At 68.1% G+C, this 12,188-nt stretch carries 15 protein-coding genes; 5 read left to right on the top strand and 10 right to left on the bottom strand.

Translation table 11 applies throughout. The features are described from left to right. Nucleotides 1–453, top strand: a complete 453-nt coding sequence (locus tag AC1DVU_RS09885) for a DUF3515 domain-containing protein (RefSeq protein ID WP_476922260.1) — start codon at nucleotides 1–3, stop codon at nucleotides 451–453. 10 nt (nucleotides 454–463) lie between these two features. Here the strand turns inward: AC1DVU_RS09885 and AC1DVU_RS09880 are convergent, their stop codons facing one another. Further along, complete coding sequence (locus AC1DVU_RS09880) at nucleotides 464–1,534, bottom strand: D-alanine--D-alanine ligase family protein (protein WP_476922259.1); 1,071 nt, start codon at nucleotides 1,532–1,534, stop codon at nucleotides 464–466. Nucleotides 1,535–1,570: 36 nt separating this feature from the next. On the opposite strand from AC1DVU_RS09880, the gene AC1DVU_RS09875 reads away from it, so the two are divergent. Beyond that, nucleotides 1,571–2,638, top strand: a complete 1,068-nt coding sequence (locus tag AC1DVU_RS09875) for a trans-sulfuration enzyme family protein (RefSeq protein ID WP_476922258.1) — start codon at nucleotides 1,571–1,573, stop codon at nucleotides 2,636–2,638. A gap of 111 nt (nucleotides 2,639–2,749) precedes the next feature. On the opposite strand, the gene AC1DVU_RS09870 is transcribed toward AC1DVU_RS09875, so the two are convergent. Next, entirely contained in the window at nucleotides 2,750–3,751 is a 1,002-nt protein-coding gene (locus AC1DVU_RS09870) for an NAD(P)H-dependent glycerol-3-phosphate dehydrogenase (RefSeq protein ID WP_476922257.1), read from the bottom strand. Then, nucleotides 3,752–4,507, bottom strand: a complete 756-nt coding sequence (locus AC1DVU_RS09865) for a lysophospholipid acyltransferase family protein (RefSeq protein ID WP_476922256.1) — start codon at nucleotides 4,505–4,507, stop codon at nucleotides 3,752–3,754. Between the two features lie 43 nt (nucleotides 4,508–4,550). Here AC1DVU_RS09865 and AC1DVU_RS09860 point away from each other — a divergent pair, with 43 nt between their 5' ends. Beyond that, the gene (locus tag AC1DVU_RS09860) at nucleotides 4,551–4,739 is read left to right on the top strand and encodes a hypothetical protein (RefSeq protein WP_476922255.1); all 189 of its coding nucleotides are present in this window, start codon (nucleotides 4,551–4,553) and stop codon (nucleotides 4,737–4,739) included. A gap of 137 nt (nucleotides 4,740–4,876) precedes the next feature. Here AC1DVU_RS09860 and leuD read toward each other — a convergent pair whose 3' ends face one another. Together leuD and leuC are read right to left on the bottom strand one after the other, a co-directional pair. Continuing rightward, complete coding sequence (gene leuD, locus AC1DVU_RS09855) at nucleotides 4,877–5,476, bottom strand: 3-isopropylmalate dehydratase small subunit (RefSeq protein ID WP_476922254.1); 600 nt, start codon at nucleotides 5,474–5,476, stop codon at nucleotides 4,877–4,879. A 3-nt stretch (nucleotides 5,477–5,479) separates the two neighbouring features. Further along, complete coding sequence (gene leuC / locus AC1DVU_RS09850) at nucleotides 5,480–6,901, bottom strand: 3-isopropylmalate dehydratase large subunit (protein ID WP_476922253.1); 1,422 nt, start codon at nucleotides 6,899–6,901, stop codon at nucleotides 5,480–5,482. An 88-nt stretch (nucleotides 6,902–6,989) separates the two neighbouring features. On the opposite strand from leuC, the gene AC1DVU_RS09845 reads away from it, so the two are divergent. After that, nucleotides 6,990–7,706, top strand: coding sequence for an IclR family transcriptional regulator (locus AC1DVU_RS09845; protein WP_056213070.1), 717 nt, complete (start codon nucleotides 6,990–6,992; stop codon nucleotides 7,704–7,706). Here the strand turns inward: AC1DVU_RS09845 and AC1DVU_RS09840 are convergent. The 4 genes from AC1DVU_RS09840 to AC1DVU_RS09825 all read right to left on the bottom strand — a co-directional run bounded on the left by AC1DVU_RS09840 (nucleotide 7,703) and on the right by AC1DVU_RS09825 (nucleotide 10,605). Then, entirely contained in the window at nucleotides 7,703–8,119 is a 417-nt protein-coding gene (locus AC1DVU_RS09840) for a hypothetical protein (RefSeq protein WP_476922252.1), read from the bottom strand. The genes AC1DVU_RS09845 and AC1DVU_RS09840 overlap by 4 nt on opposite strands. Before the next feature lie 60 nt (nucleotides 8,120–8,179). Continuing rightward, nucleotides 8,180–8,614 (bottom strand): Rho termination factor N-terminal domain-containing protein, encoded by a 435-nt coding sequence (locus tag AC1DVU_RS09835; protein ID WP_476922251.1) that lies wholly within the window; start codon nucleotides 8,612–8,614, stop codon nucleotides 8,180–8,182. Between the two features lie 84 nt (nucleotides 8,615–8,698). Next, entirely contained in the window at nucleotides 8,699–9,163 is a 465-nt protein-coding gene (locus tag AC1DVU_RS09830) for a methylated-DNA--[protein]-cysteine S-methyltransferase (RefSeq protein WP_476922250.1), read from the bottom strand. Next, entirely contained in the window at nucleotides 9,160–10,605 is a 1,446-nt protein-coding gene (locus tag AC1DVU_RS09825) for an AlkA N-terminal domain-containing protein (RefSeq protein WP_476922249.1), read from the bottom strand. Before AC1DVU_RS09825 ends, AC1DVU_RS09830 begins: the two co-directional genes overlap by 4 nt. Before the next feature lie 91 nt (nucleotides 10,606–10,696). Between AC1DVU_RS09825 and AC1DVU_RS09820 the strand changes: the two genes are divergently transcribed. Continuing rightward, complete coding sequence (locus tag AC1DVU_RS09820; RefSeq protein WP_476922248.1) at nucleotides 10,697–11,338, top strand: methyltransferase domain-containing protein; 642 nt, start codon at nucleotides 10,697–10,699, stop codon at nucleotides 11,336–11,338. A gap of 461 nt (nucleotides 11,339–11,799) precedes the next feature. On the opposite strand, the gene AC1DVU_RS09815 is transcribed toward AC1DVU_RS09820, so the two are convergent. Continuing rightward, entirely contained in the window at nucleotides 11,800–12,048 is a 249-nt protein-coding gene (locus AC1DVU_RS09815) for a hypothetical protein (protein WP_476922247.1), read from the bottom strand. Nucleotides 12,049–12,188 lie beyond the last annotated feature (140 nt).

Raw genomic sequence — 12,188 nt, 5'->3', positions numbered from 1 at the left:
GTGTCCCGGCGCCTTCTCCTCGCCGCTGTGCTCAGCGCGGCGCTCGTCACTGCGGGTTGCGGGTCGGAGCTGTCGGTCGACGAGTACCCGATGGAGCCCGGCACGGCGGTCAACTGCAAGGGACTGTTCGCCGACCGTCCGCTGAAGGTCGCCGGTCAGAAGAACCGCCTCGTCAAGGACGAGAACGCCTCGGCGTGGGGTGATCCCGCGATCATCCTGCGGTGCGGCGTCGAGAAGCCGGCAGACCTCGGACCGGCCTCACGGTGCGACATGGTCGACGACGTCGGGTGGTTCACCGAGACGACGTCCGACGGCTACCTGTTCACCACGATCGGCCGCGACTTCTATGTCAGCGTCGAGGTCCCGCACGACTACGAGCCTGAGGCCGACGCCCTCGCCGACCTTGCCGACTCCGTGGCCCGGCACGACCCGGTCAAGAAGCCCTGCGTCTAGGGAGAAGCGTCTAGCGCAAGCCGGTCTCGCGGCCCAGAGCTAGCTGGATCAGGCGGTCGACCAGATCGGGGTATGACATCCCGCTCGCCTGCCACAGCACCGGGAACATCGAGTAGGGCGTGAAGCCCGGCATCGTGTTGAGCTCGTTGATGACCAGGCCGTCGTCGGTGAGGAAGAAGTCGACACGGGCGAGGCCCTCACAGCCGACCGCCTCGAAGGCCTGCACGGCATACGTCTGGATGCGCTCGGCCAGCGTGACGGAGATGTCCGCCGGGACGACGTTGGTGCTCGTGCCGTCGAGATACTTGGCCTCGAAGTCGTAGAACTCGTGGGCGGAGTCCTCCGCGACGGTGATCTCACCGACGAGGCTCGCGACCGGCTTGCCATCGAGGTCCTGGATGACGGCGCACTCGAGCTCACGCTTGCCCTTGGCGCCCGCCTCGACGATGACCTTGGGGTCGAAGTCGCGCGCCTTGTTGATGGCGCTGTCGAGCTGCTCCCACGTGTCGACCATGGTGACGCCCGAGCTGGAGCCGGCGCGGGCGGGCTTGACGAAGACCGGCAGCCCGAGCGCACGGATGCGCGCCTCGACGCGGTCGCGCTCCCCCTTCCACTGCCACGGCAGCACCGTGACGTAGGGGATCTGCGGCAGCCCGGCAGCGGAGAACACGGTCTTGGTGAACGGCTTGTCCATGCTGACGGCGCTCGAGAGCACGCCGGCGCCGACGTAGCGTACGTCCGCCATCTCCAACAGACCTTGAATCGTGCCGTCCTCGCCCCACGGGCCGTGCAGCAGCGGGAACACCGCATCGAACCCGCGTAGGTCCTCCCACACGAACGGCGGGAAGTCGTCACGCACCTCGGGGAGCTGGCCGGGCTCGAGCTCAGGCCATTGCGCGGTCTCCTGGACCCACGCGCCCTCGCGCGTGATCCCCACGGGGCGTACGTCGTAGCGATCCGTGTCGATCGCCGCGATCACCTCGCGAGCGGTCAGGCACGACACCCCGTGCTCACTGGAACGGCCGCCGAAAATGACAGCAAGTCTTGGTTTGCCGACTGAGGTGTCCACCGAGAGGCTCATTGCCGAGCACAATACCGGTCAGGGCATGATGTCTTCATGCCCGGACACGAACTCTCGCCCTCCACCATCGCCGTTGGCGCGGGGCGGCCGAAACGGGTCCCGGGGGGACCGCTCAACGCACCCATGACCCTCGCGAGCGCGCTCGTGCCCGGCGGTCCTTCGGAGTACGGCCGGCAGGGCAACCCCACATGGGACTCCTTCGAGACGGTGCTCGGCGCGCTCGAGGGTGGTCGCGCCCTGGCCTTCGCATCCGGCACGGCCGCCAGCAGCGCCCTGTTCGACCTGGTTCCCGCCAAGGCCACCGTGGTGGCGCCGCGTCACGCCTATTACGGCACGCTCAGCCAGCTGAAGGAACGCGACCGGCGCGGCCAGATCGAGCTCAGGCTCGTCGACATCGACAACACCCAGCTCGTCATCAACGCCGCCGAGCATGCCGCTCTGGTATGGATCGAGTCGCCGACCAACCCGTCGCTCGAGATCGCCGACATCCCCGCGATCACCCAGGCGGCGGGACGGTCCGGCGCGGCAGTCGCGGTTGACAACACGTTCGCCACTCCCCTGCGTCAGAAGCCGCTCGCGCAGGGCGCGGACTTCGTCGTGCACTCGGCGTCCAAGCTGCTGTCCGGGCACAGCGACGTTATCCTCGGTGCCGTCGTGACCAACAGCGATCGGGCCTATGCCGCGATCGAGAAGCGCCGTTCGGTGCTCGGCGCGATCCCCGGCGCGATGGAGACCTGGCTCGCCGCCCGCGGCATGCGTACGCTCCACGTCCGGCTCGACCGGGCCGAGGCCAATGCCAAAGAGCTCCACAAGCGGCTCTCGGCGTCCAACCGCATCGTCTACTCCCGCTATCCGGGCTTCGGCACGATCATCGCGTTCGAGGTCGTCGGTGGTGCACAGGTCGCGCAGAAGATGACCGAGCAGAGCGACATCATCACCTATGCCACGAGCCTCGGCGGCGTCGAGTCGACGTGGGAGCGTCGCCGCCGGCACCCGGCCGAGCCGGAGTCGGTGCCGGAGGGCCTGATCCGGTTCTCGGTCGGCATCGAGGACGTCGAGGACCTCTGGATCGACATCCAGAACGTCCTCGCAGCCTTCGCCTGACGGTGGTTGAGGAGCTGGGGGCACCTCCCGCGAGCGCAGCGAGTGGGGGCGGAACGAGCGTCTCGAAACCACGCTGATTCCGAGGCTCCGCACCTCAATCGGCGAGGCGTTTCAGACGGTCTCGGGCTTGGCCTGCCGCGAGATCAGAGCCGCGACCAGCTCATCGGGGCTCATCTCGCCGGCGATCAGCGCTGCGACGTGCTCGACGATCGGCATCTCCACGTCGTGCAGCTTGGCCAGCTCGCTGACCGACACGCAGGACTTCACGCCCTCGGCGACCTGACTCGTCTGCGCCATGACCTCCTCGACGCTCATGCCGCGACCGAGCTTCTCGCCGAACGTGCGGTTGCGGGACAGCGGCGACATGCAGGTGGCGACGAGGTCGCCCATGCCGGCCAGCCCCATGAACGTGACGGGGTCGGCGCCGATCGCCGCACCGAGGCGCGCCGTCTCGGCGAGCCCGCGGGTGATGACCGAGGCCTTGGTGTTGTCGCCGTAGCCGAGACCGACGCACACGCCGACAGCGAGGCCGATGATGTTCTTGGCCGTGCCGGCGAGCTCGCAGCCGACGACGTCGGTCATCGAGTAGGGGCGGAACGCCGCCGTGTGGCACAGCTTCTGCAGCCGCTCGGCGACGCCCTGGTCCTCGCATGCCACGACACTGGCGGCGGGCTCGCGGTTGGCGATCTCGCGGGCCAGGTTGGGGCCTGAGACCACGGCGATGCGCTCAGGTCCGGCCCCGGTGATCTCGGCGATGACCTCGCTCATGCGCTTGTGGGTGCCGAGCTCGACGCCCTTCATCAGGCTGACCATGACGGCGTCGGCCGGGACGTGCTCGCTCCACGACTTGAGGTTGTCACGCAGCTGCTGCGACGGGACGGCGAGCACGACGACCTCGGCACCGGCCATGGCCTCGGCGGGGTCGTGCGTCGCAGTGATCTCGTTCGGCAGCGCGATCCCGGGCAGGTAGTCGGAGTTCTCGTGCTTGGTGTTGATCGCCTCGCACAGCTCGGGTCGCCGACCCCACAGGCGTACGTCGTTGCCGGCGTCGGCCAGCACCATGGCAAAGGCGGTGCCCCACGATCCTGCGCCCATCACGGCTGTCTGCGCCATTCACGGTTCCCGTCTCTTCGAGGTGTTCACGGCTTTGTAGTTGCTCCGCGGCTTGCTCAAGGTATGCACATCGATGCGAGGTGTCGAGGGCAACTCGCCCCGCACCTCAGCCATCATGGCAGTCAAGGTGTCCATCAGCCGATCGGTGGCCGCGTGGAGCACCTCCTCGGTGAGCTCCTTGCCCGCGAAGTCGGACAGGTCAACGGGCTTGCCGATGCGGATGTGAATCGTCTTGCGCGGGAACAGGCGCAGCTTCTTGGCGTACGGCCAGAGGATCTCCTGCGGACCCCACTGCATCAGCGGCACGAGGGGCTTGCCGGTGCTGAGCGCGACGCGTACGGCGCCCGTGCGGCCGCTCATGGGCCATGCTGCCGGGTCGCGGGTGATGGTGCCCTCGGGGTAGATCGTGACGACGTGGCCTGCCTCGACGGCGGCAGAAGCCGCTCGCAGCGACTCGGCCGCCCCCTCGGTGCTGCGATAGACCGGGATCTGCTCGGCCTTCCGCAGGATCCAGCCATAACCCTTCGCGCCGACGAGGGTGTCCTTGGCGAGGAACCGCGGCGAGATGTTGTTGTCGAGCATGAAGTGCCCGATCAGGAAGGGGTCGGCGTGCGAAACGTGGTTGGGCGCGAGGACGAATCCGCCCTCCGGCAGGTTCTCCATGCCCTGCCAGTCCCGCTTGGTGACCATCATCAGGATCGGCCGCAAAAAGAACTTGATGACCTTGATCGTGAGCGGAACAGGACGTTTCACCATGAGGGGGAGCCTAATCCTTCCGCTGCCGACTAGGGTGACTGCCATGCAGGGCACCGTTGCGAGCTTCGACCAGTCCACCCGGGCCGGGAGCCTCCTGACCGACGAGGGCATGCCGCTGGAGTTCCCCGCTGCGTCGCTCGCCGAGCACATCCGTCACCTGCGCGTGGGCCAGCGGGTCTTCATCGAGACCGCACCCTCCGGCGACATCACGTCCATCAAGCTCTGGAAATAGGCGCTGACGAGTCAGTCCCATTGCGCTGAGGAGTCACTCACTACGGTCCGAGGAGTCACTCCGTACGCCCGCAGCGACTCGTCACCCCTCGCCCAGTGACTCGTCACGCCTTGCTCGGTGACTCGTCAGCGGTGGGGTCAGAGGGTGGCGGGCTTGAAGCTCGGGCGTGACTTCTCGTAGGTGACGATGTCGTCCTCGTGGCTCAGCGTGATGCCGACGTCGTCGAGCCCCTCGAGCAGGCGCCAGCGTGTGTAGTCGTCGATCGTGAACGAGTCCTCGATCGCGTCGACGCCGTCGCCGGCCTTGACCGTTCGCGACTCGAGGTCGATCGTGATCGTCGCGCCGGGGTTGGTGTCGAGATAGTCCCAGAGGCGCTGCACGACCTTGTCGTCGACCTGCGCCGCCAGCAGCCCGGCCTTGCCGGAGTTGCCGCGGAAGATGTCGCCGAAGCGCGGCGAGATGACGACCTTGAAGCCGTAGTTCTGCAGAGCCCACACGGCGTGCTCACGCGACGAACCCGTGCCGAAGTCCGGACCGGCAACGAGCACCGTGGCGTTCTTGTAGGCGTCCTGGTTGAGCACGAACGACGGATCGTTGCGCCAGGCCGAGAACAGCCCCTCTTCGAAGCCGTCACGCGTGACCTTCTTGAGCCACACCGCGGGGATGATCTGGTCTGTGTCGACGTTGCTGCGACGCAGTGGAGCGCCCACACCTGTATGACTGCTGAACTTCTCCATGGGTCAGGCTCCTGCCTTCTCGAGCTCGGCGAGGTCGGCAGGCCCGGCCAGATGGCCGAGGATGCCGGTCGCGACGGCGACGTCGGGCGACACGAGGTGCGTACGTCCGCCCTTGCCCTGTCGGCCCTCGAAGTTGCGGTTGGAGGTTGACGCGCTGCGCTCCCCCGGCGTGAGCTGGTCAGGGTTCATGCCGAGGCACATCGAGCAGCCCGCGCCGCGCCACTCGGCACCGGCGTCCTTGAAGATCACGTCGAGACCCTCCTGCTCGGCCTGCAGGCGTACGCGCACGGAGCCCGGCACGACCAGGATGCGGGTGTCCGGAGCGACCTTGTGGCCCTCGATCAAGTTGGCGGCGACGCGCAGGTCCTCGATGCGACCGTTGGTGCACGAGCCGATGAACACCGTGTCGACCTTGATGTCGCGCATCGGCGTGCCGGCCTCGAGGCCCATGTAGCGCAGGGCGTTCTCGGCAGCGATGCGCTCGTTGTCGTCCTCGAACGACGCCGGGTCGGGCACGTTGCCCGACAGCGGGACACCCTGGCCCGGGTTGGTCCCCCACGTGACGAACGGCGTGATGGTCGACGCGTCGATCGTGATGACCTTGTCGAACTCGGCGTCGTCGTCGGTGACCAGGCTGTCCCAGTACGCCACCGCGGCGTCCCAGTCATCGCCCTGCGGCGCGTTCGGACGGCCCTGGAGGTAGTCGTACGTCGTCTGGTCCGGCGCGATGAGCCCGGCCTTGGCGCCCCACTCGATCGACATGTTGCAGATCGTCATGCGGGCTTCCATCGACAGCTTGCGGATCGCCTCGCCGCGGTACTCGACGATGTAGCCCTGGCCGCCGCCGGTCGTCTCCTGCGTGATGAGCGACAGGATCAGGTCCTTGGCGGTCGAGCCCAGCGGCAGCTCCCCGACGACCTCGACGGCCATCATCTTGGGCTTGGCCTGCGACAACGACTGCGTCGCGAGGACGTGCTCGACCTCGGACGTACCGATGCCGAATGCGATCGACCCGAACGCGCCGTGCGTCGAGGTGTGCGAGTCGCCGCACACGATCGTCATGCCGGGCTGCGTGAGGCCGAGCTGCGGGCCGACGACGTGCACGATGCCCTGGTCGATGTCGCCCATGGGGTGCAGGCGTACGCCGAACTCCTCGCAGTTGCGGCGGAGCGTCTCGACCTGAGTGCGCGACACGAGGTCGGCGATCGGCTTGTCGAGGTCGGTCGTCGGGATGTTGTGGTCCTCGGTGGCGAGCGTGAGGTCGGGGCGGCGCACGGTGCGCCCGGCGATCCGGAGCCCGTCGAATGCCTGAGGACTCGTCACCTCGTGAATCAGGTGAAGGTCGATGTAGAGCAGGTCGGGCTCGCCCTCGTGGCTGCGTACGACGTGCTCGTCCCAGATCTTCTCGGCAAGGGTCTTGCCCATGGTGCTCTCCTCAGCTGCGTTCGATGCCCTACGGCGTCCCCACCAGTATGCACTTGCGTCTCACAATGCGATACGGCAGTATCAAGACATGGACAACTCTAGCGGAGTCGGCGTTCTCGACAAAGCCGCTCTCGTGCTCGCCGCGCTCGAGCCAGGACCCGCGACACTGGCCGGTCTCGTCGCGAGCACAGGGCTTGCGCGGCCGACCGCCCACCGCCTCGCGGTGGCACTTGAACATCATCGGCTCGTCGCCCGTGACATGCAAGGACGCTTCATCCTCGGCCCGCGCCTGGGCGAGCTCGCCGCTGCCGCCGGCGAGGACCGCCTGCTTGCAGCCGCGGGACCCGTCCTCGCACGCCTGCGTGACATCACCGGCGAGTCCGCTCAGCTGTTCCGTCGCCAGGGCGACTTCCGCGTCTGTGTCGCCGCTGCTGACCGCCCGACCGGCCTCCGCGACTCGATCCCCGTCGGCGGCCAGCTCACGATGAGCGCCGGTTCGGCCGCGCAGGTGCTGCTGTCGTGGGAAGACCCCGAGCGCATGAACAAGGGGCTGCTCAAGGCCACGTTCTCGGCCGCGGAGCTGTCAGCCGTACGTCGCCGCGGTTGGGCGCAGAGCGTCGGCGAGCGTGAGACGGGCGTCGGCTCGGTCTCCGCACCGGTCCGCTCCCCCTCCGGAAAGGTCGTCGCCGCCGTGTCGGTGTCGGGACCGCTCGAGCGCCTGACCCGTCAGCCCGGCCGTATGCACGCGCCCGCCGTGGTCGCCGCCGCCGAACGCCTCTCGCAGAGCCTCCGCCGCTCCAACTAGGCCGCGAGGTCGTCGGGTGACATCACCCGCAGGACCGAGTCGTCAGCCGTGTGCAGCGGCCACTCGCCGAGTGAGTGTGCCCGCGTGACCGCGGTGATCGCCCGCACCCATTGGATGTCGGACGCCCGCGTCCCGGCCTGCGTGGGACGAGCCCATAGCAGGGCGATGGAGCCGTCAGGATCGGCCTCATCGAGCACCTCCCGCAGTGATCGCGCGAGGCTGACGAGCATCCGGCCGTCGGGCGCTGCCGGGCAGTCCGTCACGTTGACGATCGATGGGTGCACCCGGCCGTCACGATCGAGCATGATCGCGAAGATCTGCCGGCTGCCGAACCCCAGGGGTTCGATGAGCCTGCGCCATACGCGCTCCAGGTCGGCCACCGTGTGAACATCCGGAATGTCGATTGAGGTCATGCTCAACGATCTGCGGAGACACCGGCCGCCGTCGAGCTCGTTGTCCACAGCCGTCGCCCCCTAGATCAGCTGCGCGAGCAGCTCGTCCTTGCGCATGCGCGAGTAGCCCGCGATGCCCTGGTCCTTGGCCGCCGCACGGAGCCGCGTCACCGTCCAGGTCGGCTGCGGCAGCTCGGGAGCATTCTTGAGAGCCAGCGGTTCGGCCCGCGGATGGTCCGCAATCGCCTGACGTGCCTTCGCCTTGGCCTTCTTCCGCTTCGCCGTCGCCTCGGCAATCGCCTTCTCGGCCTTGGCGCGCACCTGGTGGACTCGCGACTTGTGCTTCTCCGCACGCTTCTTCCAGGTCTCGGCCTCAGCCTCGAGAGCCTTGACGCGGGTTCGCAGCGTCTTGACCTCGGCCGTCAGCTCCTCGACCGTCGCGGTCGCGGCAGCGAGCTTCTTGCCCGCCTTGTCAGTCTTGCCGCGCGCAGCCTTGGCGCGGGACTTGTCGGCCATCTCCACCTCCGGGTTCGGGTGCCTCGCACCTTGGCGCACGAACGTGAACGGAGGGCAAACGAGCGGGTCGGACCGCACGAACGATCAGAACAGGCCGGGCACCTCGAGGTCGAGGAGCGTCTTCTTGCGCTCCAGCCCGCCGGCGTATCCGGTCAGCGAGCCGTCCGACCCGATGACGCGGTGGCACGGCACCACGATGGGAATCGGGTTGGCGCCGTTGGCTGCGCCGACCGCCCGCGAGATGACTGGCTCATAGCCCAGACGTCGGGCGATGTCGCCGTAGCTGGCCGTCTCGCCGTACGGGATGCGCTGCAGCTCGGCCCAGACCTTCTTCTGGAACTCCGATCCCTCGCTCGCGAGCGGCAGGTCGAACTCGGTGCGCTCCCCCGCGAAGTACTCGCTGAGCTGTTGCTCGGCCCGGTCGAGCAGCGGGTCGTTCGCCCGGTGCTTGCGCGGGTTGGTCGCTCCGAAGTCGATCGCCGTGATCAGGCCAGCGGAGGCATGGATGCGGAGCCCGCCGATCGGCGACTCCATCCAACGTGTGGTCATTTCGGTGTCCCTTCGACATCGACGCTTGCGCGCCAGAGGTGCATGGCGGCGTATGACCGCCATGGCTTCCATCGTTCGGTCCGCTCAGGCTCGACGCCGTGGCGCTCGAGCATGCGGCGGATGATCAGGTCGGTCTCGAGCATCACGTCGGGGTGAGCGAGAGCCCGCATGCTGATGTAGTCCGCGGTCCACGGCCCGATGCCGGGCAGCGCGACGAGGTCGGCTCGCACGGCGTCGCGGTCAGCGCCGGGATCAAGCTCGATCTTGCCGTCAGCGACCGCTTGTGCGACGCCGATCAGCGCCCTGGCGCGACTGCGGGGCATGCTCAACGCCGTGTCGTCGGCCTCGGCGAGCGCTTCGGGAGTGGCGAATGCGTGCGTCAGGCCGTGCGCGGCGGCGAGGTCGAACGTGACCGGCGTGCCGTAAGCCTGGGCAAACCGGCCGAGGATCGTACGCGCACCGGCGACCGACACCTGCTGGCCGACGATCGCGCGGACCGCGACCTCGAACCCGTCGACCTGGCTCGGCAGTCGCAGGCCGGGCGTGGACGCCACCAGCGGGGCGACCAACGGATCGGCCGACAGGACCTCGTCGATCGCCAGAGGATCGGCATCGAGGTCGAGCAGACGACGGCAGCGCTGCACGGCCACCGCGGTGTCACGCAGATCGGCGAGCTCGAGCTCGCAGGCGACGTGATCGTCGTGCAGCGTCAGCTGGACCGCGCCGAGGCCATGGGGCAGCCGGAGCACCCGGGCGTACGTCCGACCGTCGATCCGTTCGACGCCCGCGATCGTGCGGCCACCGAGGAACTCGAGCAGCCCGTCGGCGTGGAACGGTTGGCGTACGGCAAGGCGCAACGTCACGCGACCGGTCGGCGTGCTGCGGCGGCGGCCTCGCATCTCGGTCGGCGAGAGGGCGTAGACGTGACGCACGGAGTCGTTGAACTGCCGGATCGACGCGAAGCCGGCCGCGAACGCGATGTCGGACATCGGCATGTCGGTGGTCTCGATGAGAACCCGGGCTGCATGAGCGCGGTTGCTGCGGGCCAGGGCCAACGGGCCGGCACCGAGCTCCTGGGTCAGCATGCGGGTCACGTGCCGCTGGCTGTAGCCGAGGCGGCTTGCGAGTCCCTCGACGCCCTCCCGCTCCACGACGCCGTCAGCGATCAGCCGCATCGCGCGACCGACGGCGTCGGCGCGGACATTCCATTCAGGTGAGCCGGGCGTCGTGTCGGGGCGGCACCTCCGGCAGGCGCGAAAACCCGCGTCCTGGGCTGCGGCCGCAGTGGCATAGAACGTGACGTTCTCCTTCTTCGGCGTGACCGCCGGGCAGGAGGGCCGGCAGTAGATGCCGGTCGTCTTCACGCCAACGTAAAAGACGCCGTCGAAGCGCGCGTCGCGCGACGATGCGGCTCGGTAGCAGCGTTCGTGGTCGGTGTGCATACGTCCATCATGACGGCCGGGACCGACACTTACCGGCGGGTTTCGGACATGGACGCGGGGCCATCAAGTCGCCGCGTGCGACAGTGAGTTCATGAGTGCTCGCGATCGGTTCATGGTAGGTCTGGCCCGGCAGCTCGGTCGGCCGGAGGGGCTGCGCGGTCGGCTGCTGGGCCGCGGCCTCAATCGCGGCAATCGTGCAGCCGTCACCGCGGCTGTGAAGGAAGCTGGGCTGCAGCCGGGCCAGGTCGGTGCCGACATCGGCTTCGGCGGGGGTCTCGGGCTCCAGCTGCTGCTCGATGCCGTCGGCCCAGCCGGGCACGTCCACGGCGTCGAGCTGTCGGACACGATGCTCGCCGCGGCGCAACGCCGGCACCGGGCTGAGGTGGTCGCCGGCCAGATGACTCTTGTCGGCGGGGTGCTCGAGAAGCTGCCGATGGAGGACGCATCAGTCGATGGCCTGATCACCGTCAACACGCTGTACTTCATCGAGGACGCCGCTGCGGTGTTCCGTGAGCTGGCCCGGGTGCTGCGACCGGCTGGGCGGGCGGTGATCGGCATAGGCGACCCCGCGGCGATGGCTCGTATGCCCATGACGCAGCACGGCTTCCGCCTCCGGTCGCCGGAGGAGCTGACGGCGGGACTCGCGGAGGCCGGCCTCGGCGTGCGCCATGAGCGGCTCGGTCTCGACGGCAGGTCGTTCCACCTGCTGATCTCCGGCCACGAGGTCCGCTGAGCAGGATCGAACACAGAAGACCCCCTGGCCAGCGTTTCCGCTGGTCAGGGGGTCTTCGCCATGGTAGCCCCGACGGGATTCGAACCCGCGCTACCGCCTTGAGAGTTGAAATGAGGCCTGATGGGACAGTGGTGGTCACTGCTGTTTTTCATTGAAATTTCAGGCCTTTTTCGATCTGTCATTGTTGGACATTTGTGACAGATAGCGGCGATTTTTGATCCTGGTGTTGCCCCAGTGTTGCCCGACGCGAGTTCGCTGACGCGGGGCTGACACGCTCCAGGTCTATGTGACCTGGTTCTGCACCCACGCCTGCGCGGCGATCTGGACCGCGTCCCAAGGAGAACCCAGCGGTGGGGTGTACGACAGGTCAAGCTCCGCCGTGCCCTCAACAGTCATCTGATGAAAGAGCGCGACCGCGAAGGTGTCGACTCGCTTGGCCGTCTCAGTGCCGCGGGCACCGACTAGCTGGGCGCCGAGCAGTTGTCCGGTCTCGCCGTCGCCGGTGAGCGAATCGTGATGGCCTTGGCACCGGGGTAGTACGCCTTGTGGTCGTCCGGGGCCGACTGGGTCGTGACCGGGGTGTGCCCCACCGCCTTGGCTTCGTGCTCGCGCAGTCCCGTGCGTGCGGCGACGAGTCGAAGACCTTGACGACCTGGGGCCAGGCTCCCCGCGAATCGGGCGTGGCCGCCGATCGCGTTCTCTCCCGTCACACGGCCCTGCTTGCGCGCGGTGGTTCCAGGCGGAGGTAGGCGATTCCACGCTGAGGGTGGTGGTCACCACACATTTTCCGGCAGCCCAGACATGAGGCTCAGCGCCATTGTCTCGGCGACGAGCACTGCCATCTCGGCGT

The sequence above is a fragment of the Aeromicrobium sp. P2_G6 genome (assembly GCF_056403535.1).
Note: the sequence above shows the minus strand (reverse complement) of the source record. Positions and strands in the feature narration are given on the sequence as shown.

Bases quoted from the DNA above. Each gene is read 5' to 3' on its own strand.
- AC1DVU_RS09880 (WP_476922259.1), bottom strand. From the start codon at position 1,534: ATGAGCCTCTCGGTGGACACCTCAGTCGGCAAACCAAGACTTGCTGTC.
- AC1DVU_RS09875 (WP_476922258.1), top strand. From the start codon at position 1,571: ATGCCCGGACACGAACTCTCGCCCTCCACCATCGCCGTTGGCGCGGGG.
- AC1DVU_RS09870 (WP_476922257.1), bottom strand. From the start codon at position 3,751: ATGGCGCAGACAGCCGTGATGGGCGCAGGATCGTGGGGCACCGCCTTT.
- AC1DVU_RS09865 (WP_476922256.1), bottom strand. From the start codon at position 4,507: ATGGTGAAACGTCCTGTTCCGCTCACGATCAAGGTCATCAAGTTCTTT.
- AC1DVU_RS09860 (WP_476922255.1), top strand. From the start codon at position 4,551: ATGCAGGGCACCGTTGCGAGCTTCGACCAGTCCACCCGGGCCGGGAGC.
- leuD (WP_476922254.1), bottom strand. From the start codon at position 5,476: ATGGAGAAGTTCAGCAGTCATACAGGTGTGGGCGCTCCACTGCGTCGC.
- leuC (WP_476922253.1), bottom strand. From the start codon at position 6,901: ATGGGCAAGACCCTTGCCGAGAAGATCTGGGACGAGCACGTCGTACGC.
- AC1DVU_RS09845 (WP_056213070.1), top strand. From the start codon at position 6,990: ATGGACAACTCTAGCGGAGTCGGCGTTCTCGACAAAGCCGCTCTCGTG.
- AC1DVU_RS09840 (WP_476922252.1), bottom strand. From the start codon at position 8,119: ATGACCTCAATCGACATTCCGGATGTTCACACGGTGGCCGACCTGGAG.
- AC1DVU_RS09835 (WP_476922251.1), bottom strand. From the start codon at position 8,614: ATGGCCGACAAGTCCCGCGCCAAGGCTGCGCGCGGCAAGACTGACAAG.
- AC1DVU_RS09830 (WP_476922250.1), bottom strand. From the start codon at position 9,163: ATGACCACACGTTGGATGGAGTCGCCGATCGGCGGGCTCCGCATCCAT.
- AC1DVU_RS09825 (WP_476922249.1), bottom strand. From the start codon at position 10,605: ATGCACACCGACCACGAACGCTGCTACCGAGCCGCATCGTCGCGCGAC.
- AC1DVU_RS09820 (WP_476922248.1), top strand. From the start codon at position 10,697: ATGAGTGCTCGCGATCGGTTCATGGTAGGTCTGGCCCGGCAGCTCGGT.